The organism is Shinella sp. WSD5-1, from assembly GCF_963942435.1.
Classification (GTDB): domain Bacteria; phylum Pseudomonadota; class Alphaproteobacteria; order Rhizobiales; family Rhizobiaceae; genus Shinella; species Shinella yambaruensis.
Genome location: NZ_OZ012596.1, coordinates 2,796,949 through 2,818,805, shown reverse-complemented (window position 1 = coordinate 2,818,805; position 21,857 = coordinate 2,796,949). Strand labels below are relative to the sequence as shown.

Here is a 21,857-nt window from a genome sequence, read left to right as displayed (position 1 = left end):
ATGAGCACATCCGGCACCATCAGAACCGGCATCGGCGGCTGGACCTTCGATCCCTGGGAAGGCACCTTCTATCCGGAAAAGCTGGCCAAGAAGCGCCAGCTCGAATTCGCCAGCCGCGAACTGACGGCGATCGAGGTCAACGGCACCTATTACGGCTCGCAGAAGCCGGAAACCTTCGCCAAATGGGCCTCCGACGTGCCGGACGGCTTCATCTTCTCGCTGAAGGCGAGCCGCTTCACCACGAACCGCAAGGTCCTGGCCGATGGCGGCGAATCCGTGGAAAAGTTCCTGACGCAGGGGCTGACCGAGCTCGGCGACCATCTCGGCCCGATCCTCTGGCAGTTCCCGCCGACGAAGAAGTTCGAACCGGACGATTTCGAGGGTTTCCTGAAACTGCTGCCGGAAAAGCTCGACGGCCTCGCGCTGAAACATGCGCTGGAAGTGCGCAACGATACGTTCCTCGTGCCGGAATTCGCGGCGCTCGCGCGCAAGTACAGGGCGGCGATCGTCTACGCCCAGCATGCCGACTATCCCGAGATCGCCGACGTGACGGCGGATTTCGTCTATGCCCGCCTGCAGAAGGGCTCCGACGACATCAAGACCTGCTATCCGCCGGAAGCGCTCGATGAGTGGGCGGAGCGGCTCAAGGCCTGGTCCGGCGGCGGCGAGCCTGCCGATTTGCCGAAGATCGATCCAAAGACCCAGCCGGCGAAGAAGCCCCGCGACGTCTTCGCGTTCTTCATCACCTCCGGCAAGGTGAACGCGCCGAATGGCGCGCGCGAGCTGCAGCGGCGCACGAGCTGACGCCCCCGGCCGTGCGGCAGCCTTCGGCCGAATTTCACGGCATCGAGCCTCAGCCGGGAGCCGCGGAGCGGAAGAACCGCACGGCATCCGAGACAATCTCGGCATTTCCGGCCGCTCTCCTGCCATCGAGACGCAGGCAGCCGTCCTCCAGCCCGACACGGGTCGACCAGCGCTGCCGGTATGCACGCCGGACAAAGTGCCAGACGGTCGCATCGGCGCCGTGCAGGAGGATCGGCCGGCGGACATTCGCCTGGGCGAGAACCTGCGCGATCCCGTCCACGATGGCGTCCGCCTTTCCGAAATCCTGTTCCTCGTCGATCTCGATGAGGACGCGCAGCGCGCGCCGGCCATCCGGCAGCAGGGCGACGAACCGTTCGGCGTCCGTCACGCTGGCCAGACCCGCCTCGACCCCAATGCCCATGTGGTGCAGCAGGGCGATGACGGCGGGCGCATCGGGTTCGGAAAGGTTGACGGAGGCGTAGTCCGGCCGCTCCCGCCATGCCGCGATGCTGTCGCGCGTCCTTGCCGCGTCGCCTTCGATCCACGCGCCCGTCGATACGCCGATGAGCGTGCCGGGGCATGCCTCACGTACGGCGCGTACCGTCTCGTCGACGGCGGACAGGCTCTCGCGCCCGTCCGGCCCGCGCGGATGGATATGGAGCTCCGCCGCGCCGGCGGAAATGCAGGCCGCGGCGTCGATCGCCATCGCCTCCGCCGTCAGGGGCAGGCGCGTATGGTAACCGGCGGGACGCGCGCCGTTGATGCAGGCTTGAACGATCATGCCGGTCCTCCCGGGTTCGGTTTCGCTTGATGCAAGGCGTGGCAGGAAAAGCGTTTGCGCGGCGCCTGCCCTGCCCTATTCCGGCCAGGGCGGAATGGCGCCCGGCAGGTCCTCCGCCGTCAGCCCCTCGCCCGCGATGCGGCCCGCCTCGCCATGACGCCAGACGGCGCTGGCGGCAGCCTCGAAGGCGGGCATGCCCTGGGCGAGATGGGCGCCGACGATGCCGGCGAGCACGTCGCCGGAACCGGCGGTGGCAAGCCAGGGCGGCGCGTTCTCGTTGACGAGGACCCGGCCGTCCGGCGCGGCGATCACGGTGTCGGCGCCCTTGAGGATCAGGATGGCGTTGCTGCGCGCGGCCGCCTGGCGGGCACGGTCGATTTTCGACAGGGTTCCGTCCCCTGCAAGATCGGGGAAGAGGCGGGCGAACTCGCCGTCATGCGGGGTCAGCACCAGCCGCGGGCTTCCGCCGGAAAAAAGCGAGAAGAGCGCGGCCGGATCGTCGCGGAAGGCGCTGATGCCGTCTGCATCGAGCACGAGGCGGCGGCCGCCTTCGGCAAGCAGGCGGACATGGCCCCGCGCCCGCTCCCCGTCGCCGAAGCCGGGGCCGAGCACGAAGGCCTGCAGCCGCGCATCACCGAGCAGGCCGGAAAGGTCGTCGTCGCCGTCGACGGGCTTCAGCATCGCCGCGGTCAGGTGCGCGGCGTTGACGCAAAGCGCCTCCCGCGGCGAAAGCAGCGTGACGAGGCCGGCGCCGGCGCGAAGGCCCGCCTCGGCGGAGAGGCGCGCGGCGCCCGTGGCCGCCGCCGGGCCGGAGAAGACGGCAAGATGGCCGCGCCCGTATTTGTGGGTCGCGCGGCCCTGCACCGGCAGATCGAGGCGCCAGATCGCCGGCGTGTTCACGCGCATATGGTCCGCATGCCCGGCGAACAGGCGGGCGGGGATGCCGATATCGAAGACGTCCAGGTCGCCCGACAGGGAACGTCCGGGCAGCAGCAGGTGGCCGGGCTTGCGGCACATGAAGGTGACGGTCGCGGTGGCCTCGAAGGCGGCGCCGCGCACCTGCCCGGTCCGGCCGTCGACGCCGGACGGCAGGTCCACCGCCAGCACGGGCAGGACTGCCTTGCGGCACACGGCCTCGATGATCTCAGCGACCGCCTGCGGCACGTCGCGCGACAGGCCCGCGCCGAACAGCGCGTCGACGACCACGTCGCCCGCTTGGGGCGCATAGGCCATAAGCGGCGCGACGGCGCCGGGAAAACGGGCGAAGGCGGTCGCGGCGTCGCCCTTCAGCGCCGCCGTCGCGCCAAGGGCATGGACGGTGACCGAGGCCCCCGCCTCCTGCAAGGCGCGGGCAGCGACATAGCCGTCGCCGCCATTGTTGCCGGGACCGCAAAGCACGGCAAAGCGCAGGGCGCCGGGAAAGCGGCGCAGGGCCGCCGCGGCGACCGCCTGCCCCGCCCGCTCCATCAGGCCGTAGCTCGAAAGGTCAAGGGCTGCGGCGCGGTCGATGCGGCCCATATCCTCCGGCGTGACGATGAGTGTGTCTATGTCCTTGTGCATGAGGACAGCATGCGCGCAAAGCCATGACGGAGACAAGTCCGGGATTCGATCCGGTCGACAAGCCCGTTATTTGTGCATCTGCATATTCGATATGCTCAAATTTGCAGCTTTATGCGGCAGGCACGCCGGACTTGCGGTGCGCGGGCGCCGCCGGGCGTGGAAAGTGACATTTTTTAGGCAAATTCCGCTGGCCCTTTTGGCTGGAAAGCCGCATCATCCACCGCGTGAGGACGGGCAGGATCGGCAAGGAAACGGATTTCATCCGCTCTGGCATGCATCCTGCTTCAAGTTGGCATGATACGTGCATTTGAGTGTGCGGCGCGCGCAAACCGCGCGCAAACGGGAGAAGCGGAGAGACATTTTCTCATGAAAAAGATCGAAGCGATCATCAAGCCCTTCAAGCTCGATGAGGTGAAGGAAGCCCTTCAGGAAGTTGGCCTGCAGGGTATCACCGTCACCGAGGCGAAGGGCTTTGGACGCCAGAAGGGCCACACGGAGCTTTACCGTGGCGCCGAATACGTCGTCGACTTTCTGCCCAAGGTGAAGGTCGAGGTCGTCCTGGCGGACGAAAACGCGGAGGCCGTCATCGAGGCCATCCGCAACGCGGCCCAGACCGGCCGCATCGGCGATGGCAAGATCTTTGTCTCCAACGTCGAAGAAGTCATCCGCATCCGCACCGGCGAAACCGGCGTCGACGCCATCTGATCCCGCCCGGCCGTCCGGCCGAGGCTTCCACCTCGTCATCTCACACAGGGACTCCATAAAATGACGACTGCCAATGAAATCCTCAAGCAAATCAAGGAAAACGACGTCAAGTTCGTCGACCTGCGCTTCACCGACCCGCGCGGCAAGATGCACCATGTGACAATGGACGTCGGCGTCGTCGACGAAGACATGTTCGCCGATGGCGTCATGTTCGACGGCTCCTCGATCGGCGGCTGGAAGGCGATCAACGAGTCCGACATGGTGCTGATGCCCGATCCGGCGACCGTGCACATGGACCCGTTCTTCGCGCAGTCCACCATGGTCGTCATGTGCGACATCCTCGACCCGGTCTCTGGCGAGAGCTACAACCGCGACCCGCGCGGCACGGCCAAGAAGGCCGAAGCCTACCTGAAGGCCTCGGGCATCGGCGACACCATCTATGCCGGCCCGGAACCGGAATTCTTCGTCTTCGACGACGTCAAGTACAAGGCCGACCCGTACAATACCGGCTTCAAGCTGGACAGCTCGGAACTGCCGTCCAACGACGACACCGACTACGAGACCGGCAACCTCGGCCATCGCCCGCGCGTCAAGGGCGGCTACTTCCCGGTTCCCCCGGTCGACAGCTGCCAGGACATGCGCTCGGAGATGCTGACCGTCCTTACCGAGATGGGCGTCACCGTCGAGAAGCAGCACCATGAAGTGGCGGCCGGCCAGCACGAGCTCGGCGTCAAGTTCGACACGCTGGTGCGCAGCGCCGACAAGGTGCAGATCTACAAGTACGTCGTGCACCAGGTCGCCAATGCCTATGGCAAGACGGCGACCTTCATGCCGAAGCCGGTCTTCGGCGACAACGGCTCGGGCATGCACGTGCACCTGTCGATCTGGAAGGATGCGAAGCCGCAGTTCGCCGGCGACGAATATGCCGGCCTGTCGGAAACCTGCCTCTACTTCATCGGCGGCATCATCAAGCACGCCAAGGCGATCAACGCCTTCACCAACCCGACGACGAACTCCTACAAACGTCTCGTCCCGGGTTACGAGGCGCCGGTGCTGCTCGCCTACTCGGCCCGCAACCGCTCGGCCTCCTGCCGCATTCCGTTCGGCACGGGTCCGAAGTCCAAGCGCGTCGAGATCCGCTTCCCCGACCCGCTCGGCAACCCCTATCTCGGCTTCGCCGCCATGCTGATGGCCGGCCTCGACGGCATCAAGAACAAGATCCATCCCGGCAAGGCCATGGACAAGGACCTCTACGACCTGCCGCCGAAGGAGCTGAAGAAGATCCCGACTGTCTGCGGCTCGCTGCGCGAAGCGCTGGAAAGCCTCGACAAGGACCGCAAGTTCCTGACGGCCGGCGGCGTGTTCGACGACGACCAGATCGATTCCTACATCGAGCTGAAGATGGTGGAGGTCATGCGCTACGAAATGACCCCGCACCCGGTCGAGTTCGACATGTACTACTCCGCCTGATAAGCGGCGTTTTCAAACGAAGAACCCGGCCTCAGGCCGGGTTTTTTTTGTCGGGGAGCGTTTGGATCCTCGGGTCGAGCCCGAGGATGACGAAGGAAGGGATGACGGGCGAAAACAGGCAAGCGAACCGCATGCCGCACCGTTCGATAGGCCGCCAGCCTCTCCTCCCCGCCGTCATCCTCGGGCTCGACCCGAGGATTAAATCGCGCGCGATGCCCGTCTTGAGAAAAGCGCGCGCTACGGCTGGAGCCGCTGCTTGAGCAGGTTGAGATATTCCTCGTTGCTGTCGTCGGTGGCGCTCGTGGCGGCGGCGGCTGGCTTGCAGGCGGGCTTGTAGTCGAGCGCCATGCCGGCCTTGACGCAGACGCCGACCTGCCAGCCGGGCGGCAGGGCGGTCAGGTCCACCGTCTTCCATTTCGGATGGCCCGTCGTCTTCAACTTGTCGAGCCCGGTGACGATGAGGTTGGAGAAGTCCGCCACGGTCTTGCAGCTGTCCCGGTGATAGGCGTTGCGCTTGGTGTCGTAGTCGTAGGTCATCATCACGGCCTTGACGGCGATGAGGTCGACCGGCTTGTCCTGGAAGGAATAGGTGCCGGCCTCGATGCGCGAGGGCGTGTAGGTGGCGAGCAGCGGCGCCTCGGTGATCGGCACGAGGTGGAACTTCGCCTTGTCGATGGTGTTGCCGGTGAAGAGCGAGGCGGGCGCGCCGGCGACGTAGAAGAAGGCGTCGATCTCGCCGGAGAGGAGTTTCGGCAGCGCCTCGTCCGGGTTGATGTCCATGCGCTCGCCGGCCTTGACCTGCAGGATGTCCATGATGAGCGTTGCGGTGAGGAAGGTGCCCGAATCCTTCTTGCCGACCGCGACCTTCTTGCCCGCGAGGTCCTTGAGGCCCGCAATGTCGTTGCGGGCGAGGACGTGGATCTCCTCGTTGTAGAGCGGGAACATGATGCGCACGCCCTTGACCGCCTTCTGCACCTCGGGATCGTTCTTCTCGAAGGTCTTCAGGTATTCGAGCACGTCGCTCTGCACGATGCCGAACTGAGTGTTGCGGCGGTTGCGCACGCCGACGAAGTTCTCCAGCGATCCGGCGCTTTCGAGGACATTGAGCGTCTGGCCGCATTCGGCGCCGAGCGCTGCGATATCGCGGCCGATCTTGATATAGGTGCCCTGCGGGCCGCCGGTCATGATGTTGCGTTCGAAATCCGCAGCCGAAGCGCCTGCGACGGAAAGCGCAAGCCCGAGCACGGCCAAAAGAACAGATCGCTTCATTCCCACTCTCCCTTGGGGTCTGTACTCAATCACGATAGGTGCCCTGCAGCACGCTCAACATTGCGGCTCAGCAGTCGCTGTCGAGGTCGCGCATGAGATTTCTGAGCGCGAGGACCGGAATGCGCCGGAAGACGCCGCCGAGCGCGCTCGTCACGCATTCACCCGCCGTCAGCGAGCGTTCGAGCTGCTCGCGCTGCAGGCTGGTGAGGGCATCGAGGCCGGGCGTTTCCCGCATCGCCTCTGCCACAAGCGTTCCATCGCGCGGATTGAGCGCCTGGATGGAGGTGTCCCGGGCAGCCTCCCCGGTCGCGTCCTTCTCCTGCTCCGCCTTGCGGCTGTTGTCGTTCGGCTGCCTGGGCAGCGCCATGCAGCTTGCCGCCTCGAGCGCCTCGACCTGCCCCGTCAACGCCTTGGTGCGCTCGCCGAGGGCGGCGATCTCCTTGTCCTTGCGGGTGATCTCCTCCTTGAGGGCCGGCAGGTTCCTCGTGCGCAGCGCCTCTTCCGCCTTGCGGACCGTTTCCAGTTCCTCGCGCAGGGCCGCGGTCTGGGTCTTCAGGTCATCGGCCTCGGCGCTGCGCGTCGCGGCCTGCTGGCTGCAGGCCTTCTCGAGGCTGGCGATCTTGTCGCTCTGGAGCGACAGCCGCCGCTCGCGGTCCTTGACGGCGTCTTCGGCCTTCGTCTTCAGCGCTTCGGCGTCCGCGACGCGCTGGCCGAGCAGCTGGAGCCTGCTTTCGAGCGCCGGCACGACCTCCTGCGCGAGTTTCGTGCGTTCGGCCGCAATCACCGCCACATCCGAATCCGACGCGCTTGCATCCTTGCGCAGCGCCTCGACCTGGCGCCGGAGCGTGCCGTTCTCCTCGGTCAGCGCCTGCGCCTTCTGCGTGCTTTCCTCCACCTGCGCGGCGCGGGCGTCCAGCTCGCGGGCAAGCTCGGCGATGCGCCTGTCGCGCGCTTCGACTTCGCCCTGGGGAACGGCGTCGTCCATCATGCGGAAGGCGCCGTAGCCTGCGGCACCGCCGAGCGCCAGGCACACCACGGAGGCGAACAGGATGCCTCCGATGCCACTGCCCGCCGCCGATCCGCTACCGCTCCTGCCCCACTGATTGTTCATGCCATCCGACCCACCTGAGACGTTCCTTTCGAGGTACGCCGAAACCACCCTTGGCGCAAGCGCGCCACCCCCTGGATAAAGACGTGCGAGACGCGCGAACTATTGATGTTTCGGCGTATTTACCCAAATATAAGTGGAAAGGTAGGTACGCCATGAAGATGCGTAACGCAAAATTTGCCATTGGCGATGTCGTCCGCCACCGGGTTTTCCCCTTCCGTGGCGTGATCTTCGACGTCGATCCGGAATTCGCCAACACGGAGGAGTGGTGGAACGCCATTCCCGCCGAAATCCGGCCATCGAAGGATCAACCGTTCTATCATCTCTTCGCGGAGAACGACGACACGGAATACGTCGCCTATGTCTCGGAACAGAACCTCGTGGCGGATGAAAGCGGCAAACCGATCCGCCACCCCCAGGTCCGCGCCCTGATGGACGTGGAAAAGGGACATTACCGCTGGAAGGAAGAGAGCGGTATCTTCCACTGAACCACCCCTTCCGCCGCCCCAACAAAAAACCCGGCCGATGGCCGGGTTTTTCATGTTCCTGCGAAGCGGGACGCTTACTGGCTCTTGGCGGCCTTCTGGGCCTCTTCGAGCTTCTTGCGGGCTTCCTCCGCCTTCTTCTGCATTTCTTCCTGCAGCAGGCGCTGGCGCTCTTCGAGCTGCGACTGTTCGATCGGCTCGCCGTCGAACACGCCGGTGAACCCTTCGAGCGAGATCTTGATCGGGTTCGGCGCGCGCTGGAAGTTGACCGAGGTCAGGACGAGCTCGCCGCCCTTCTTGAGGCTGGAGATCATCTGGTCGGTCAGCGGCACTTCGGCGACGCACTTGTCGGGCATGCAGATGGCGTAATCGAGCTTCTGCGCCTTGCCGCCGTCGATCTGCATCTGGACGCCCGGCGGGATCAGGCGGGCGCTCGGCACGGAGACCTGCATGATCTTGCGGTTGGTCTTGCCGGCGACGGTGATGAGGCCGACCGCGGTGATGAGCTGGCCGCTGTTGGCCGTCAGCAGGTTCTGCACGATGCAGACATCGTTGTCCTCCTGCTTGGTGCAGACCTTGAACCAGCCCTTCGGCGGTGCAGCCTGCTGCTGTGCCAGAGAAGCGGACGGAGCAGCCGCCAGGGCAACGGAAGCAGCGAAGGCGGAAAGCACGGTCCGCTTGATGAGGTGCGATGTGAAGATCATAACGAGTTCGGTCTCCTGAAAATCCGGTGCCGGAGCGACAGCGCCCCTCCTGGGTCCCACTTGGGCGATTGGTCAGCCGTGCGCTCTCCTGTCGGCGAAATGAGGCAATTGCATGACCCGCTTCGGGGAACCCTGTTACAATGGGCCGCGCCGGATATCCAGCCTTTCTTGATGAAATTCCCGCGTGCATCGGATTTCCGCACCTGCCACGCTGCCGTCTCGTTTCGAGCGCGTATAATGGCGAGAATCATCCGGACCCCCATGAGGAGACACACTTGCGCCCCTTCCTGATGGCCTGTGCCGCCGCACTGCTCGGCCTGCCCGCCGCCCTCGGCCACGCCGCCCCGCTCCACGGCATCGCCATGCACGGCGACCCCGCCCTGCCGCCGGACTACAAGCATTTCAGCTACGTCAATCCCGCCGTGAAGAAGGGCGGGCGCATTGCCTACGGCGTCGTCGGCACCTTCGACAGCCTCAACCCCTTCATCCTCAAGAGCATGCGCACCACGGCGCGCGGCATGTGGGACCCGGAATTCGGCAATCTCGTCTACGAATCGCTGATGCTGCGCTCGCGCGACGAGGCCTTCACCATGTACGGCCTGCTCGCCGAAAGCGTGGAATGGGACGACGACCGCAGCTTCGTCGAATTCCACCTCAACCCCAAGGCGCGCTGGGCCGACGGCAAGCCGGTGACGCCCGAGGACGTCATCTTCACCTTCGAGCTGCTGCGCGACAAGGGCCGTGCGCCCTTCAGCATCCGCCTGAACGGCGTGGAGAAGCTCGAGAAGACCGGGGAGCACAGCGTCCGCTTCACCTTCAACGAGAAGGGCGACCGCGAGGCGCCGCTCCTGATCGCGCTCTCGCCGATCCTGCCCAAACACGCCACCGATGTGGAGACCTTCGACCGGTCGTCGCTCGCCTTTCCGCTCGGCTCCGGACCCTACAAGGTCAAGGCCGTGAAGCCCGGCGAGCGCATCGTCTACGAGCGCGATCCGAACTATTGGGGCAAGGACATCCCCTCGAAGGTCGGCTTCGACAATTACGACGAGATTTCCGTCGAATATTTCCTGCAGGACAATTCGCTGTTCGAGGCCTTCAAGAAAGGCGCCGTCGACCTCTACCAGGAGGGCAATCCGACGAAATGGGCGCGCGGCTACGATTTTCCCGCGGTCCAGTCCGGCACGGTCATCAAGGATGCGGTGAAGTCGAAGCTGCCGCCGGTCATGTTCGGCTTCGTCTTCAACACGCGCCGCCCGGTCTTCCAGAATGCGGAGCTGCGCAAGGCGCTGCTCTATGTCTTCGATTTCGAATGGGTCAACCGCAGCCTGTTCGAAAACGCCTATACGCGCACGGAAAGCTTCTGGCAGAACACCGACCTGTCATCGCTCAACACGCCGATCGACGCGCGTGAGCGCGAGATCCTCGGCGACGCGGTGAGCCGCATCGACCCCGCCGTCCTCGAGGGCACCCATCGCCTGCCGGTGACCGACGGCTCGGGCCGCGACCGCAAGGTGCTGCGGGAGGCGATGAACCATTTCAGGAATGCGGGGTATTCCATCAAGAACGGCCGCATGGTGGATGCATCCGGCAAGCAGCTCGCCTTCGAAATCATGACGCAGAACGCCGACCAGGAGAAGCTCGCCCTCGCCTACCAGCGCTTCCTTTCTGCTCTCGGCGTCCAGGTCAGCCTCAGGACCGTCGATGATTCGCAGTATCAGAGCCGCAGCCAGATCTTCGACTACGACGTCATCATGAAGGCCTTCCTTTCCTCCCTGTCGCCGGGTCTCGAACAGGTGCGGCGCTGGGGATCGCAGGCGCGCGACACCGAAGGCAGCGAGAGCTTCGCAGGCGTCGCCGATCCAGACCTCGACCGCGTCATGGCCGCCATTCTCTCCGCGCGCACGGCAGAGGATTTCCGCTCCGCCGTGCGCCTCCAGGACAGGATGCTGCTGTCCGGCAACTACATCGTCCCGCTCTATCATCTGGGCGAGCAATGGATCGCGCGCAACAAGCACATCGGCCGGCCGGAAGCGACGCCGCTCTGGGGCTTCCAGCTCCCCGCATGGTGGGACGAGCGGGTACAATAAAGGGGGTATCCCCAGAATTGGGGTTACCGCAAGGTAACCTGTTGAAAGCCGCGGCAAGCCGGCCTATCTCGGCGGTGAGAGCGTCGCGCGTCCTTCGGAACGCACGCAGACGCGGCAGAGAGTTGACTGCGCCGCGCGGCCCGCAAAACGCGGCTTGCGCGGCGGCCGGGATTGTCCGGCGCTTGAAAGGAAACCCGGATGGAAGCCATTACGATCGATGTCGTCTCCGACGTCGTCTGCCCCTGGTGCTACCTCGGCAAGAAGCGGCTCGACAAGGCGATCGAGGCCGTCGGGGACGATCTCGTCGTCGCCGTGACGTTCCGCCCCTACCAGCTCAATCCCGACATGCCGGCCGAAGGGATCGATCACAAGAAGCACCTTGCCGAAAAGCTCGGCGGCGACGAGGCCGTGACGCGCGCGCACGAGATGCTGGCGGGTCTCGGCCAGGAAGCCGGCATCGCTTTCGACTTTCCCGCGGTGAAGATCAGCCCGAACACGCTCGACGCCCACCGGCTGCTGCGCTGGGCGATGATCGAAGGCCCCGAGGTTCAGAACCGGGTCGCGGTCGCCCTCTTCAAGGCCTATTTCGAGGAAGGCCGCAATGTCGGCGACCGCACCGTCCTACTCGACATCGCCGAAGCCTGCGGCATGGACCGGGCCGTCGTCACCGCCCTGTTCTCGGCCGGCGCGGATGTCGATTCGGTCAAGGAAGAGATCGGCATGGCCCGCGACATGGGCGTGACGGGCGTGCCCTGCTTCATCATCGACAACAAATATGCCGTGATGGGCGCGCAGTCGGTGGACGTGCTGACCAACGCCTTCCGCGAGATCGCGGCCCTGAAGGCGCAGGAGCGCATCGGGAAGAACTGAGCCGGTAGGGTGCCCCTCATCCGGCTACCGCCACCTTCTCCCCGCAAGCGGGGAGAAGGAAGATGGGGCGACGCTTCATTCCTGTTCAAATGATTCAATGGGGAGGAAACCGTTGCCATATCTCCTTCTCCCCGCTTGCGGGGAGAAGGTGGCGGCAGCCGGATGAGGGGCGACCCTACGCCCCCTGCTTCGCCAGCCCCGCAAGCTGCGTCATCACCTGCGCCGCACCGGTCAGCCGCTTTTCCGGCGTCGGGTAGTCGCGGGCGAGGAACAGGCTCTGGTCGGGCCGGATCTTGGCCAGCGTGCCCTGCTTGGCGATATAGCCGACCAGCGCAGCCGGGTTCGGGAATTCCTTGTGGCGGAACTGCACGACGACGCCCTTCGGGCCGGCATCCAGCTTCTCGACATTGGCCACGCGGCAGAGCGACTTGATGTAGACGATCTTCAGGAGATGCTGCACCTCGACCGGCAGCGGCCCGAAGCGGTCGATGAGCTCGGCGCCGAAGGCGTCGATGTCGCCGAGCTCGGTGATCTCGCCGAGGCGGCGGTAGAGGCCGAGACGCAGGTGCAGGTCCGGCACGTAGTCGTCGGGGATCATCACCGGCGTGCCGACGGAGATCTGCGGCGACCAGCCGGTGTCCGTGACCTCCTCGTCGCCCTTGATTTCCGCGACGGCCTCTTCCAGCATCTGCTGGTAAAGCTCGAAGCCGACCTCCTTGATATGGCCGGACTGTTCCTCGCCGAGCAGGTTGCCCGCGCCGCGGATGTCGAGGTCGTGGCTGGCGAGCTGGAAGCCCGCGCCGAGCGTATCGAGCGATTGCAGCACCTTCAGGCGGCGCTCGGCCGTGCCTGTCAGCGTGCGGTTGACCGGGAGCGTCAGCAGCGCGAAGGCGCGCACCTTCGACCGGCCGACGCGACCGCGCAGCTGGTAGAGCTGGGCGAGGCCGAACATGTCGGCGCGGTGGATGATCATCGTGTTCGCCGTCGGCACGTCGAGGCCCGATTCGACGATGGTCGTCGAGAGCAGCACGTCGTAGCGGCCCTCGTAGAAGGCGTTCATGATGTCTTCGAGTTCGGTGGCCGGCATCTGGCCATGCGCGACGGCGACCTTCAGCTCCGGCACGTCCTGACGCAGGAAATCGTGGATTTCCGCAAGATCGCTGAGGCGCGGGCAGACGTAAAAACTCTGGCCGCCGCGATAGTGCTCGCGCATCAGCGTCTCGCGGATGACGAGTGGATCGAAGGGCGAGATGAAGGTGCGCACCGCCATGCGATCGACCGGCGGCGTGGTGATCAGCGAGAGCTCGCGCACGCCCGTCATGGCGAGCTGCAGGGTGCGCGGGATCGGCGTCGCCGAGAGCGTGAGCACATGCACGTCGCTCTTCAGCTCCTTCAGCCGTTCCTTGTGCTTGACGCCGAAATGCTGCTCCTCGTCGATGATGAGAAGGCCGAGATTGGCGAACTTGATCGACGAGCCGAGCAGCGCGTGCGTTCCGACGACGATATCCGTCTTGCCCTCGGAGAGTTCCTTCTTGGTGAGCGCCAGTTCCTTCGAGCCGACGAGGCGGGAGGCCTGCTGCACGCGGATCGGCAGCCCACGGAACCGGTCGGAGAAAGTCTTGAAATGCTGGCGGGCAAGCAGCGTCGTCGGCACGACGACGGCGACCTGCACGCCGTTCATCGCCGCGATGAAGGCGGCGCGCAGCGCCACTTCCGTCTTGCCGAAGCCGACGTCGCCGCAGACGAGCCGGTCCATCGGCCGGCCGGCCCCGAGATCCTCGCGCACGGCATCGATGGCGTTCGCCTGGTCGTCGGTCTCGTCATAGGGGAAGCGGGCGGCGAATTCGTCGTAGACGCCCTCCGTGGAGACGAGCACCGGCGCATGGCGCACGAGGCGGGCGGCGGCGATCTGGATGAGGCCGTTCGCCATGTCGAGCAGGCGCTTCTTCAGCTTGGCCTTGCGCGCCTGCCAGGCGGCGCCGCCGAGCTTGTCGAGCAGCGCATCCGTGCCCTCGCCGCCGTAGCGCGACAGGAGGTCGATGTTCTCGACGGGCAGGAAGAGCTTCGCCTCGTCCGCATAGACGAGTTCGAGGCAGGCATGCGGCGCGCCGGCGGCCTCGATGGTTCTGAGGCCGACGAAGCGGCCGATACCGTGCTCGGCATGCACGACGATCGAGCCCTCGTCGAGCCCGGCGACCTCGGTGATGAAATCCGCCCCGCGCTTGCGGCGTTTCGAGCGCCGCACCATGCGGTCGCCCAGAATATCCTGCTCGCCGATGACGACCACATCGCCGGCCTCGAAGCCGCTTTCGAGGCTGAGCACGGCAGAGCCCGCCTCGCCGGGCTTCAGCTTGCGGAGATCGGAGAACTTCCCGACCGGCACGACATTGCCGAGGCCATGTTCGGCGAGCACCTGCAAGAGGCGGTCGAGCGAGCCTTCCGACCAGCCCGTCACCAGCACTTTCGCGCCGGAGGCCCGCTTGTCGGCGATGTGCTTCACCGCCTGGTCGAAGACGTTGACCCGGGCGCTGTCCGCATCCTCGCTGCCGGCCGGCCGCGCCCAGCGCATGCCGGGCCGCGCGGCAATGGTTTCGACATGCCGCGCCTCGCCCTCGTGCTCGTTGAAGGGCGAGAGGCGGATGGCGTCGCGCTCGTCGAGATCGCGGGCGAAGCGTTCTGCGTCGAGATAGAGGAGGCCCGGCGGCACCGGCTTGTAGGGCGTCGCCTGCGCCACCTGGCCCTTGCCGGGCGTCGCGGACGCCACGCGCGCCTCGTAGTAGTCGCGCACGAGGCGGGAGCGTTCTACGGCCGCCTCACGCACCGTATGGTCCGTGACGATACGGAAGCCGGCAAGATAGTCGAAGGCGGTTTCGAGGCCGTCGTAGAACAGCGGCAGCCAGTGCTCCATGCCCGCATAGCGCCGGCCCTCGGAAACGGCCTGGTAGAGCGCGTCGTCGCGCGTCGCGGCGCCGAAGGAGGAGAGGTAGTGTTTTCGGAAATGCGAGATCGTCTCCGGCGTCAGCGTCACCTCGCTCATCGGGTTGAGGTCGAGGGAGCGCGCCTGGCCGGTCGTGCGCTGGCTGGCGGGATCGAAGGAGCGGATGCTCTCCAGCGTATCGCCGAAAAAATCGAGGCGCACCGGCTCGCCGCTGCCGGGCACGAAGACGTCGAGGATGCCGCCGCGCACCGCATATTCGCCCACCTCGCGCACCGTCGCGACCCGCTCGAAGCCGTTGCGTTCCAGCCGGGCGGCGATGTCGTCCATGCGCACCTGGTTGCCGGGGCGGGCGGAAAAGGCAAGGCTCTCGATGATCGCGCGCGGCGCCGTCTTCTGCAGCATGGCGTTGACGGTGACGAGCACGATGGCCGCATGCGGCTTCTTCTGGTGGGCGATCAGCGCGGAAAGCGCAGACAGGCGCCGTGCGGAGACTTCGGCGCTCGGCGAGACGCGGTCATAGGGCAGACAGTCCCAGCCGGGCAGCGTCAGCACCGGAATGTCCGGCGCAACGAAGCCGAGCATCTGCTCGAGATCGGAGATGCGCTGGCCGTCCGACAGCACATAGGCGAGCGGGCCGCCGGTGCGGGCAAGCTCGGCGAGGATCAGCGGCTCGACGCCGGACGGCACGGCGCCGATGGTCATCGGCCGGCCGGCCGCCGCGACGCGTTCGGGGGAAAATCCGGGGATCATGCGCGGTCGTCTTTGAAGAGCGGCGAGAAATCGGGGCGGTAGGCGGCGATGCGCGAAAAGAGGCCGTCGCGGAACGCGTCCGGCACCGGCTTTTCCCCCGTCACCCACTTGATGAGGTCGTTGTCCTCCTCGGCCATGATGCGCTCCAGCTCGTCGAGCTCGATCTCGGAAAGCGTCTCGATCTCCGCGTCGGCGAAAGCGCCGAGCACCAGGTCCATCTCGCGGATGCCGCGATGCCAGCAACGGAAGAGGATGCGCTTGCGGCGCGGGTCGATCTCGGCGCTGGAGCGTGTCGTGCCCGTCATGATCGTGCTCGCTTTTCTTTCACTCAGGTATAATTCCGCGTTTCTATAGACCGGCAAAAGCCGCTTGTCAGCCTTGCCAAAGCGTCCCGGTCCGGCGATTTTGGCCGCCATGAGACCCGCATTGCTCGATCCGCTCTTCGCTCCCCTCTCCTCGCTTCCCGGCATCGGCCCGAAGCTCGGCGATCTCTTTGCGCGCCTGCTCGGCCAGGAGAGCATCGAGGACTGCCGGGTCATCGACCTCGTCTTCCATTTCCCGCACTCGATCGTCGACCGGCGCAACCAGCCGGGCATCGCCCATGCGCCGCAGGGCGTCATCGTCACCATCACCGGCCGTGTCGACCGCCACCAGCCGCCGCCGCCCGGAAAATCGAGCCAGCCCTACCGCGTCTTCCTGCACGACGAGACCGGGGAGCTGGCGCTCACCTTCTTCCGCGTCAAGGGCAACTGGCTGGAAAAGGCCCTGCCGATCGACGAGACGGTGGTGGTGAGCGGCAAGGTCGACTGGTTCAACGGCCGCCCCTCCATGGTGCATCCGGACTATATGGCCCGGCTCGGCGAGGCGGACACGGTGCCGCTGGTCGAGCCCGTGCACGGCCTTACCGCCGGCCTCACCGCGCGCGTGCTGCGCAAGTCGGTGGAGGCGGCCGTCGCGCGCGTGCCGCACCTGCCGGAATGGATCGAGCCGACATTGCTGCAGCGGCAGGGTTTTTCCTCCGCCTTCGACGCCATCCACCGCCTGCACGATCCGCGCGACGAAACGGATCTCGACCCGCAGGCCCCCGCCCGCCGCCGCCTCGCCTATGACGAGTTCCTGGCGGGCCAGATCTCGCTTGCCCTGGTGCGCCAGCGCCTGCGCAAGGTCGCCGGGCGGCCGGTGGTGGCGACCGGCGCGCTGAGCGGTCCGGTGATCGATGCCCTGCCCTTCTCGCTGACGGGCAGCCAGCAGGTCGCGATCGCCGAAGTGCTGAAGGACATGGCGGGCGAGCAGCGCATGCTGCGGCTCTTGCAGGGCGATGTCGGCGCGGGCAAGACGGCGGTGGCGCTGATGGCGATGCTGGCGGCCGTCGAATCGGGCGGACAGGCCGTGCTGATGGCCCCGACGGAAATTTTGGCGCGCCAGCATTTCGCCACGCTCTCGCGCATGGCGGCGCCCGCCGGCGTCACCATCGACGTCCTGACCGGCCGCACCAAGGGCCGCGAGCGCGACGCCATCCTCGAGCGCATCGCCTCCGGCGAGACGCAGATCGTCATCGGCACCCATGCGCTCTTCCAGGACAATGTCGCCTACAGGGACCTCGTGCTCGCCGTGGTGGACGAGCAGCACCGTTTCGGCGTCCACCAGCGCCTGCGGCTGACGGCCAAGGGCATCTCGCCCCACATGCTCGTCATGACCGCGACGCCCATCCCGCGCACGCTGGTGCTCGCCGCCTTCGGCGACATGGACGTGTCGAAGCTCACGGAGAAGCCCGCCGGCCGCAAGCCGATCCAGACGGTCGTCATGCCGCAGGAGCGCATCGGCGACATCGTCGACCGGCTGCGCACGGCGCTTGCCGAGGGCAAGAAGGCCTACTGGATCTGCCCGCTGGTCGAGGAGACGGAGGAAAGCGAGCTGATGTCCGTCGAGGAACGGCATGCAACGCTCGCCAGCGTCTTCGGCGATGCGGCCGGTCTCGTGCACGGGCGGATGAGCGGGCCGGAGAAGGACGCCGCCATGCAGGCCTTCAAGACCGGAGAGACTCGGCTTCTGGTGGCGACGACGGTGGTAGAGGTCGGCGTCGACGTGCCGGATGCCTCGATCATGGTGATCGAGCATGCCGAGCGCTTCGGGCTTGCCCAGCTCCACCAGCTGCGCGGCCGCGTCGGGCGCGGCGCGGAGGCGTCGAGCTGCATCCTCCTCTACAAGGGGCCGCTCAGCGAGAACGGCCGGGCGCGGCTTTCCATCCTGCGCGAGACGGAGGACGGTTTCCGCATCGCCGAGGAGGACCTGAAGCTGCGCGGCGAGGGCGAGCTTCTGGGCACCCGCCAGTCCGGCACGCCCGGCTTCCTGGTGGCCAGCCTCGAAGCGCATGGCGACCTTCTCGAAATCGCCCGCAAGGACGCCGCCTATGTGCTGGAGCGCGACGCGGACCTGACGAGCGAGCGCGGCGAAGCGATCCGCACGCTGCTCTATCTCTACCGCCGCGACGAGGCGATCCGGTTCCTGCGCGCCGGCTAGGGTTTGTACTCCCACGGAAGGGCGGAAACGCGCCGGCCACAAAATCGTGATTTCGCCGAGACTGCGCGTGAGCGCATACTGTCCCTCGCCTCAGCGAAGAAGGAGAAATGCCATGAAGACAGTTCTCGCAGTCGCAGCAATGCTCGGCCTTTCGGCATCCGCCGCCTTTGCGGATTGCGCCTGGCACAACAAGGTCAGCGCGGAAGCCAAGGTCGACAAGACCATCACCACCGCAAGCGTCACGACCACCCAGAAACAGTCCCGCCTGCCGGCGGAGGAAAGCAAGATCATTCTGGAAGACCAGAAGGACGCAGCCGTCACCGAATAGCCTTTTCCGGCCGCCCCTTCGCGGGGCGGCTCGAAGGCTGGACGCCGACATCATCCGCGCCTCTCTCTTCGTGTCCGCGAATCTCCTGAGACATCTTCTTCTTGCTCTCCCCCGACGTCATCCTCGGGCTTGACCCGAGGATCCAGGCATCACGGCACGCCCCTCCTTTGTCGCATGGATCCTCGGGTCAAGCCCGAGGATGACGGAGGGAGATTTGAGGATGACGGAGGAGAGGTTTGAGGATGACCCAGGAAAAGCTTGGGGACATTCCGGGAGAAGCCTGATGATGGGATGTGGCTCAGAGAGCGGCCCTTCCAGGCCCTCCCTCAGCCCTTCTTCTTGCTCTTCGCCTTGCTCGATCCTTCCTCGCTCTCGACGAGCTGGAGCGGCTTTTCCGGCGGCGTGACGAGGCCGACGGAGATGATGAGCTTTGCGGCGTCCTCCGCGCTCATGTCGAGCGGCACGATCTTCTCCCGCGGCACATAGACAAGCCACCCGGCCGTCGGGAACGGCGTCGGCGGCAGGAAGCAGGCGACCATGTCCTTGCCCATCGCCTTGAACTTCGTCGCGATCTCGCCGCGCGCATCCGTCGCCACGAAGACGATCGCCCACAGGCCCGGGCTCGGATATTCGATCATCGCCGCCTTGTTGAACGAGGTGCCCTTGTCCTTCAGCACCGTCTCGAAGATCTGCTTCAGGCTCTTGTGCACCGTGCGCACGAGGGGCGTGCGGTTGAACAGCCCGTCGCCGAACTCGACGATGGTACGGCCGATGAGGTTCTTGCCGAGGAAGCCGACGAGCGTGATCAGCACCAGCGCCGTCAAGAGGCCGAAGCCGGGGATGGCGAACTGGAGATAGTTTTCCGGGTTGTACTGCGCCGGAATATAGGGCTTCACCCAGCTGTCGGCCCATCGGATGAAGGTCCAGGTCAGCCAGATGGTGATGGCGATCGGCGCGCAGATGACGAGGCCGGTCAGGAAATTGTTGCGCAGTCGCATGGCAAGCGACTGCCTCGGAACGAGGTCGGTCATCGGATATCCAGCACCTGGCGAGCGTGGGAGGCCACTCAGCCGTAGAAACCCGGATGATAGGAAACGGTTCCCCCGCCGTAAACCGGTGAAAACGCCACACGCATGAAATACTCCGGCGGCACGCCGTCGAGGGTCAGCTTCGGATCGGCCGCAAAGCCGAACCGGCCGTAATAGCCGGGATCGCCGAGCAGTACGCAACCGGCCGCGCCGAGAGCCTTGAGGCGCTGCAGCCCCTCCTCGACGAGCCGGCCGCCGATGCCCTCGCCCTGCCGGGACGGATCGACGGAAATCGGGCCGAGGCCGTACCAGTTTGCGCTGCCATCGGAAACCGTGACCGGCGAGAAGGCGACATGGCCGATAATCACGCCATCTGATTCCACCACCAGCGAGAGCGTCAGGGCGCCCGCGGCGCGCAGGCGGTCGATGATGACGTGCTCGGTGCCGTCGGCATGCGGCGCCGTCCTGAAGGCCGTTTCCGTCAGCGCGCGGATGGCGTTGACGTCATCGGGCCGTTCCGGGCGCAGAAAGATCATTCGACCGTCACGGATTTGGCGAGGTTGCGCGGCTGGTCGACATCCGTGCCCATGAAGACGGCGGTGTGATAGGCGAGAAGCTGGATGGGCAGCGAATAGATCATCGGCGCGATGATCTCGTCGACATTGGGCAGCACGATCGTCACCATGGTCTCGAGTTTCGAGGCGGCGGCGCCCTTCTCGTCGGTGATGAAGATGATGCGTCCGCCGCGCGCGGCGACTTCCTGCATGTTCGAGACGGTCTTTTCGAAGAAGCGGTCATGCGGGGCGATCACGATGACCGGCATGTTCTCGTCGATCAGCGCGATCGGCCCGTGCTTCAGCTCGCCTGCCGCGTAGCCCTCGGCATGGATATAGGAGATTTCCTTGAGCTTCAGCGCGCCCTCCATGGCCAGCGGATAGCTGGTGCCGCGGCCGAGATAGAGCACGTCCTTGCACTTGGAGAGGTCGCGCGACAGCTGCTCGATCGACGGCTGGATGGTGTTGAGCACGCTTGCCATGATGCGCGGCATCTCGGCGAGGTGGCGCACCAGCGTCTTCTCCTCCGCCTCGCTGATCGTGCCGCGCGCCCGGCCCGCGCCGACGGCGAGCGCGGCCAGCACGGCAAGCTGGCAGGTGAAGGCCTTCGTCGAGGCGACGCCGATCTCCGGGCCGGCGAGGATGGGGAAGACGGCGTCCGATTCGCGGGCGATCGTCGATTCCTTCGTGTTGACCACGGCGCCGATCTTGAGGCCGTTCTCCTTGCAGTAGCGCAGCGAGGCGAGCGTATCGGCCGTCTCGCCGGACTGCGAGATGAAGAGCGCGGCGGAGGCCGGGTTCAGCGGGATCTCGCGATAGCGGAACTCCGAGGCGACGTCGATCTCGACCGGCAGGCGGGCATAGCGCTCGAACCAGTATTTGCCGACAAGGCCGGCAAGATAGGCGGTGCCGCAGGCGGAGATGGCAAGGCTCGGCACCTTGGCGAAGTCGATTTCCTCGGCGATCGGCCGCACCGTATGGGCGAGGAAATCGACATAATGGCTGAGCGCGTGGGAGATCGCCTCCGGCTGCTCGTGGATTTCCTTCTCCATGAAGTGCCGGTGGTTGCCCTTGTCGACGAGGTAGGCGGCGGCGGACGAGACCTGGCGCGGGCGCTCGACGCGGTTGCCGTCGATGTCGAAGAGGAAGACGCCGTCGCGGCCGATCACCGCCCAGTCGCCGTCGACGAGATAGGTGATCTCGTTGGTGAAGGGAGCGAGCGCGATGGCGTCGGAGCCGAGGAACATCTCGCCGCGGCCATGGCCGATGGCGAGCGGCGGGCCGCTGCGGGCGGCCATGATGGTGGACGGGTCGTCCTGGAAGATCACCGCGAGCGCATAGGCGCCGGTGACGCGGCGCAGCATGGCGTGCATAGCCTCGCGCCGGCCGAGGCCGTCGCGGCGGTATTTCGCCACGAGCTGGGCGACGACTTCCGTGTCGGTCTGGGTGGTGAAGGTCGCGCCGCCTGCGGTGAGCTCGTCCTTCAGGTCCGAGAAGTTCTCGATGATGCCGTTGTGCACGACGGCGACGCCCTCGACGAAATGGGGATGGGCATTGGCCTCCGTCGGCGCGCCGTGCGTCGCCCAGCGGGTGTGGGCGATGCCGATCGTGCCGGCGAGCGGCTCCTCGGCGAGGCGCTTTTCGAGGTTGAAGAGCTTGCCCTCGGCGCGGCGGCGCACCAGCCTGCCGTCGACGATGGTGGCAACACCGGCCGAATCGTAGCCGCGGTATTCAAGGCGCTTCAGCGCATCGACGAGGCGACCGGCAACAGGCTGGGTTCCGACGATACCGACAATTCCGCACATGGGCCGCTCCGCAGGTTCGTTTCGTTCAACTCTATTCGTTTCGTAGTGGTTTTTTGCCGCAACGCAACACGGCGGCACTCACTTTCGATTG

18 protein-coding genes are annotated in these 21,857 nt (G+C 66.0%); 8 read left to right on the top strand and 10 right to left on the bottom strand.

Going from position 1 to position 21,857, the window contains the following annotated elements; translation table 11 throughout:
• Window positions 1-804, top strand: coding sequence for a DUF72 domain-containing protein (locus AABQ55_RS13915; protein WP_244765533.1), 804 nt, complete (start codon window positions 1-3; stop codon window positions 802-804).
• A 49-nt stretch (window positions 805-853) separates the two neighbouring features.
• Here AABQ55_RS13915 and AABQ55_RS13910 read toward each other — a convergent pair whose 3' ends face one another.
• Together AABQ55_RS13910 and AABQ55_RS13905 are read right to left on the bottom strand one after the other, a co-directional pair.
• Window positions 854-1,585: a 3-keto-5-aminohexanoate cleavage protein gene (locus tag AABQ55_RS13910; RefSeq protein ID WP_272805419.1), complete on the bottom strand. Its 732-nt coding sequence runs from the start codon at window positions 1,583-1,585 to the stop codon at window positions 854-856.
• A gap of 75 nt (window positions 1,586-1,660) precedes the next feature.
• Complete coding sequence (locus tag AABQ55_RS13905; protein WP_272805418.1) at window positions 1,661-3,145, bottom strand: NAD(P)H-hydrate dehydratase; 1,485 nt, start codon at window positions 3,143-3,145, stop codon at window positions 1,661-1,663.
• Between the two features lie 366 nt (window positions 3,146-3,511).
• Between AABQ55_RS13905 and AABQ55_RS13900 the strand changes: the two genes are divergently transcribed.
• Window positions 3,512-3,850: a P-II family nitrogen regulator gene (locus tag AABQ55_RS13900; protein WP_003515720.1), complete on the top strand. Its 339-nt coding sequence runs from the start codon at window positions 3,512-3,514 to the stop codon at window positions 3,848-3,850.
• A 60-nt stretch (window positions 3,851-3,910) separates the two neighbouring features.
• Window positions 3,911-5,320, top strand: a complete 1,410-nt coding sequence (glnA, locus tag AABQ55_RS13895; RefSeq protein WP_272805417.1) for a type I glutamate--ammonia ligase — start codon at window positions 3,911-3,913, stop codon at window positions 5,318-5,320.
• A 237-nt stretch (window positions 5,321-5,557) separates the two neighbouring features.
• Here glnA and AABQ55_RS13890 read toward each other — a convergent pair whose 3' ends face one another.
• Together AABQ55_RS13890 and AABQ55_RS13885 are read right to left on the bottom strand one after the other, a co-directional pair.
• Window positions 5,558-6,589 (bottom strand): TAXI family TRAP transporter solute-binding subunit, encoded by a 1,032-nt coding sequence (locus AABQ55_RS13890; RefSeq protein WP_272805416.1) that lies wholly within the window; start codon window positions 6,587-6,589, stop codon window positions 5,558-5,560.
• 67 nt (window positions 6,590-6,656) lie between these two features.
• Window positions 6,657-7,700, bottom strand: a complete 1,044-nt coding sequence (locus tag AABQ55_RS13885; protein WP_272805415.1) for a hypothetical protein — start codon at window positions 7,698-7,700, stop codon at window positions 6,657-6,659.
• A gap of 152 nt (window positions 7,701-7,852) precedes the next feature.
• Here AABQ55_RS13885 and hspQ point away from each other — a divergent pair, with 152 nt between their 5' ends.
• Entirely contained in the window at window positions 7,853-8,185 is a 333-nt protein-coding gene (gene hspQ, locus AABQ55_RS13880; protein WP_244765538.1) for a heat shock protein HspQ, read from the top strand.
• Window positions 8,186-8,259: 74 nt separating this feature from the next.
• Here the strand turns inward: hspQ and AABQ55_RS13875 are convergent, their stop codons facing one another.
• Window positions 8,260-8,886, bottom strand: coding sequence for an invasion associated locus B family protein (locus AABQ55_RS13875; RefSeq protein WP_244765539.1), 627 nt, complete (start codon window positions 8,884-8,886; stop codon window positions 8,260-8,262).
• A 290-nt stretch (window positions 8,887-9,176) separates the two neighbouring features.
• Between AABQ55_RS13875 and AABQ55_RS13870 the strand changes: the two genes are divergently transcribed.
• Entirely contained in the window at window positions 9,177-10,973 is a 1,797-nt protein-coding gene (locus tag AABQ55_RS13870) for an extracellular solute-binding protein (protein ID WP_272807458.1), read from the top strand.
• Between the two features lie 198 nt (window positions 10,974-11,171).
• Window positions 11,172-11,843, top strand: a complete 672-nt coding sequence (locus AABQ55_RS13865) for a DsbA family oxidoreductase (RefSeq protein ID WP_272805414.1) — start codon at window positions 11,172-11,174, stop codon at window positions 11,841-11,843.
• A gap of 175 nt (window positions 11,844-12,018) precedes the next feature.
• Here the strand turns inward: AABQ55_RS13865 and mfd are convergent, their stop codons facing one another.
• Both mfd and AABQ55_RS13855 read right to left on the bottom strand, forming a co-directional pair.
• Window positions 12,019-15,531 (bottom strand): transcription-repair coupling factor, encoded by a 3,513-nt coding sequence (gene mfd, locus AABQ55_RS13860; protein ID WP_272805413.1) that lies wholly within the window; start codon window positions 15,529-15,531, stop codon window positions 12,019-12,021.
• Complete coding sequence (locus tag AABQ55_RS13855; protein WP_272805412.1) at window positions 15,528-15,836, bottom strand: FAD assembly factor SdhE; 309 nt, start codon at window positions 15,834-15,836, stop codon at window positions 15,528-15,530. Before AABQ55_RS13855 ends, mfd begins: the two co-directional genes overlap by 4 nt.
• Before the next feature lie 109 nt (window positions 15,837-15,945).
• On the opposite strand from AABQ55_RS13855, the gene recG reads away from it, so the two are divergent.
• Together recG and AABQ55_RS13845 are read left to right on the top strand one after the other, a co-directional pair.
• Window positions 15,946-18,051, top strand: a complete 2,106-nt coding sequence (gene recG, locus AABQ55_RS13850; protein ID WP_272805411.1) for an ATP-dependent DNA helicase RecG — start codon at window positions 15,946-15,948, stop codon at window positions 18,049-18,051.
• Between the two features lie 112 nt (window positions 18,052-18,163).
• Complete coding sequence (locus AABQ55_RS13845) at window positions 18,164-18,379, top strand: hypothetical protein (protein ID WP_244765545.1); 216 nt, start codon at window positions 18,164-18,166, stop codon at window positions 18,377-18,379.
• A gap of 326 nt (window positions 18,380-18,705) precedes the next feature.
• Here AABQ55_RS13845 and AABQ55_RS13840 read toward each other — a convergent pair whose 3' ends face one another.
• From AABQ55_RS13840 to glmS, 3 genes are read right to left on the bottom strand one after another with little or no spacing between them, the layout of a single operon-like run.
• Window positions 18,706-19,410 carry a DUF502 domain-containing protein gene (locus AABQ55_RS13840; protein ID WP_272805410.1) on the bottom strand — a complete coding sequence of 235 codons (705 nt, stop codon included), beginning with the start codon at window positions 19,408-19,410 and terminating at the stop codon, window positions 18,706-18,708.
• Between the two features lie 35 nt (window positions 19,411-19,445).
• Window positions 19,446-19,940, bottom strand: coding sequence for a GNAT family N-acetyltransferase (locus AABQ55_RS13835; RefSeq protein WP_272807457.1), 495 nt, complete (start codon window positions 19,938-19,940; stop codon window positions 19,446-19,448).
• A complete protein-coding gene (gene glmS, locus AABQ55_RS13830) occupies window positions 19,940-21,766 on the bottom strand; it encodes a glutamine--fructose-6-phosphate transaminase (isomerizing) (RefSeq protein ID WP_272805409.1) in 1,827 nt (608 codons plus the stop codon). The genes AABQ55_RS13835 and glmS overlap by 1 nt, the downstream gene beginning before the upstream one ends.
• Window positions 21,767-21,857 lie beyond the last annotated feature (91 nt).

Bases quoted from the DNA above. Each gene is read 5' to 3' on its own strand.
- AABQ55_RS13915 (WP_244765533.1), top strand. From the start codon at position 1: ATGAGCACATCCGGCACCATCAGAACCGGCATCGGCGGCTGGACCTTC.
- AABQ55_RS13910 (WP_272805419.1), bottom strand. From the start codon at position 1,585: ATGATCGTTCAAGCCTGCATCAACGGCGCGCGTCCCGCCGGTTACCAT.
- AABQ55_RS13905 (WP_272805418.1), bottom strand. From the start codon at position 3,145: ATGCACAAGGACATAGACACACTCATCGTCACGCCGGAGGATATGGGC.
- AABQ55_RS13900 (WP_003515720.1), top strand. From the start codon at position 3,512: ATGAAAAAGATCGAAGCGATCATCAAGCCCTTCAAGCTCGATGAGGTG.
- glnA (WP_272805417.1), top strand. From the start codon at position 3,911: ATGACGACTGCCAATGAAATCCTCAAGCAAATCAAGGAAAACGACGTC.
- AABQ55_RS13890 (WP_272805416.1), bottom strand. From the start codon at position 6,589: ATGAAGCGATCTGTTCTTTTGGCCGTGCTCGGGCTTGCGCTTTCCGTC.
- AABQ55_RS13885 (WP_272805415.1), bottom strand. From the start codon at position 7,700: ATGAACAATCAGTGGGGCAGGAGCGGTAGCGGATCGGCGGCGGGCAGT.
- hspQ (WP_244765538.1), top strand. From the start codon at position 7,853: ATGAAGATGCGTAACGCAAAATTTGCCATTGGCGATGTCGTCCGCCAC.
- AABQ55_RS13875 (WP_244765539.1), bottom strand. From the start codon at position 8,886: ATGATCTTCACATCGCACCTCATCAAGCGGACCGTGCTTTCCGCCTTC.
- AABQ55_RS13870 (WP_272807458.1), top strand. From the start codon at position 9,177: ATGGCCTGTGCCGCCGCACTGCTCGGCCTGCCCGCCGCCCTCGGCCAC.
- AABQ55_RS13865 (WP_272805414.1), top strand. From the start codon at position 11,172: ATGGAAGCCATTACGATCGATGTCGTCTCCGACGTCGTCTGCCCCTGG.
- mfd (WP_272805413.1), bottom strand. From the start codon at position 15,531: ATGATCCCCGGATTTTCCCCCGAACGCGTCGCGGCGGCCGGCCGGCCG.
- AABQ55_RS13855 (WP_272805412.1), bottom strand. From the start codon at position 15,836: ATGACGGGCACGACACGCTCCAGCGCCGAGATCGACCCGCGCCGCAAG.
- recG (WP_272805411.1), top strand. From the start codon at position 15,946: ATGAGACCCGCATTGCTCGATCCGCTCTTCGCTCCCCTCTCCTCGCTT.
- AABQ55_RS13845 (WP_244765545.1), top strand. From the start codon at position 18,164: ATGAAGACAGTTCTCGCAGTCGCAGCAATGCTCGGCCTTTCGGCATCC.
- AABQ55_RS13840 (WP_272805410.1), bottom strand. From the start codon at position 19,410: ATGACCGACCTCGTTCCGAGGCAGTCGCTTGCCATGCGACTGCGCAAC.
- glmS (WP_272805409.1), bottom strand. From the start codon at position 21,766: ATGTGCGGAATTGTCGGTATCGTCGGAACCCAGCCTGTTGCCGGTCGC.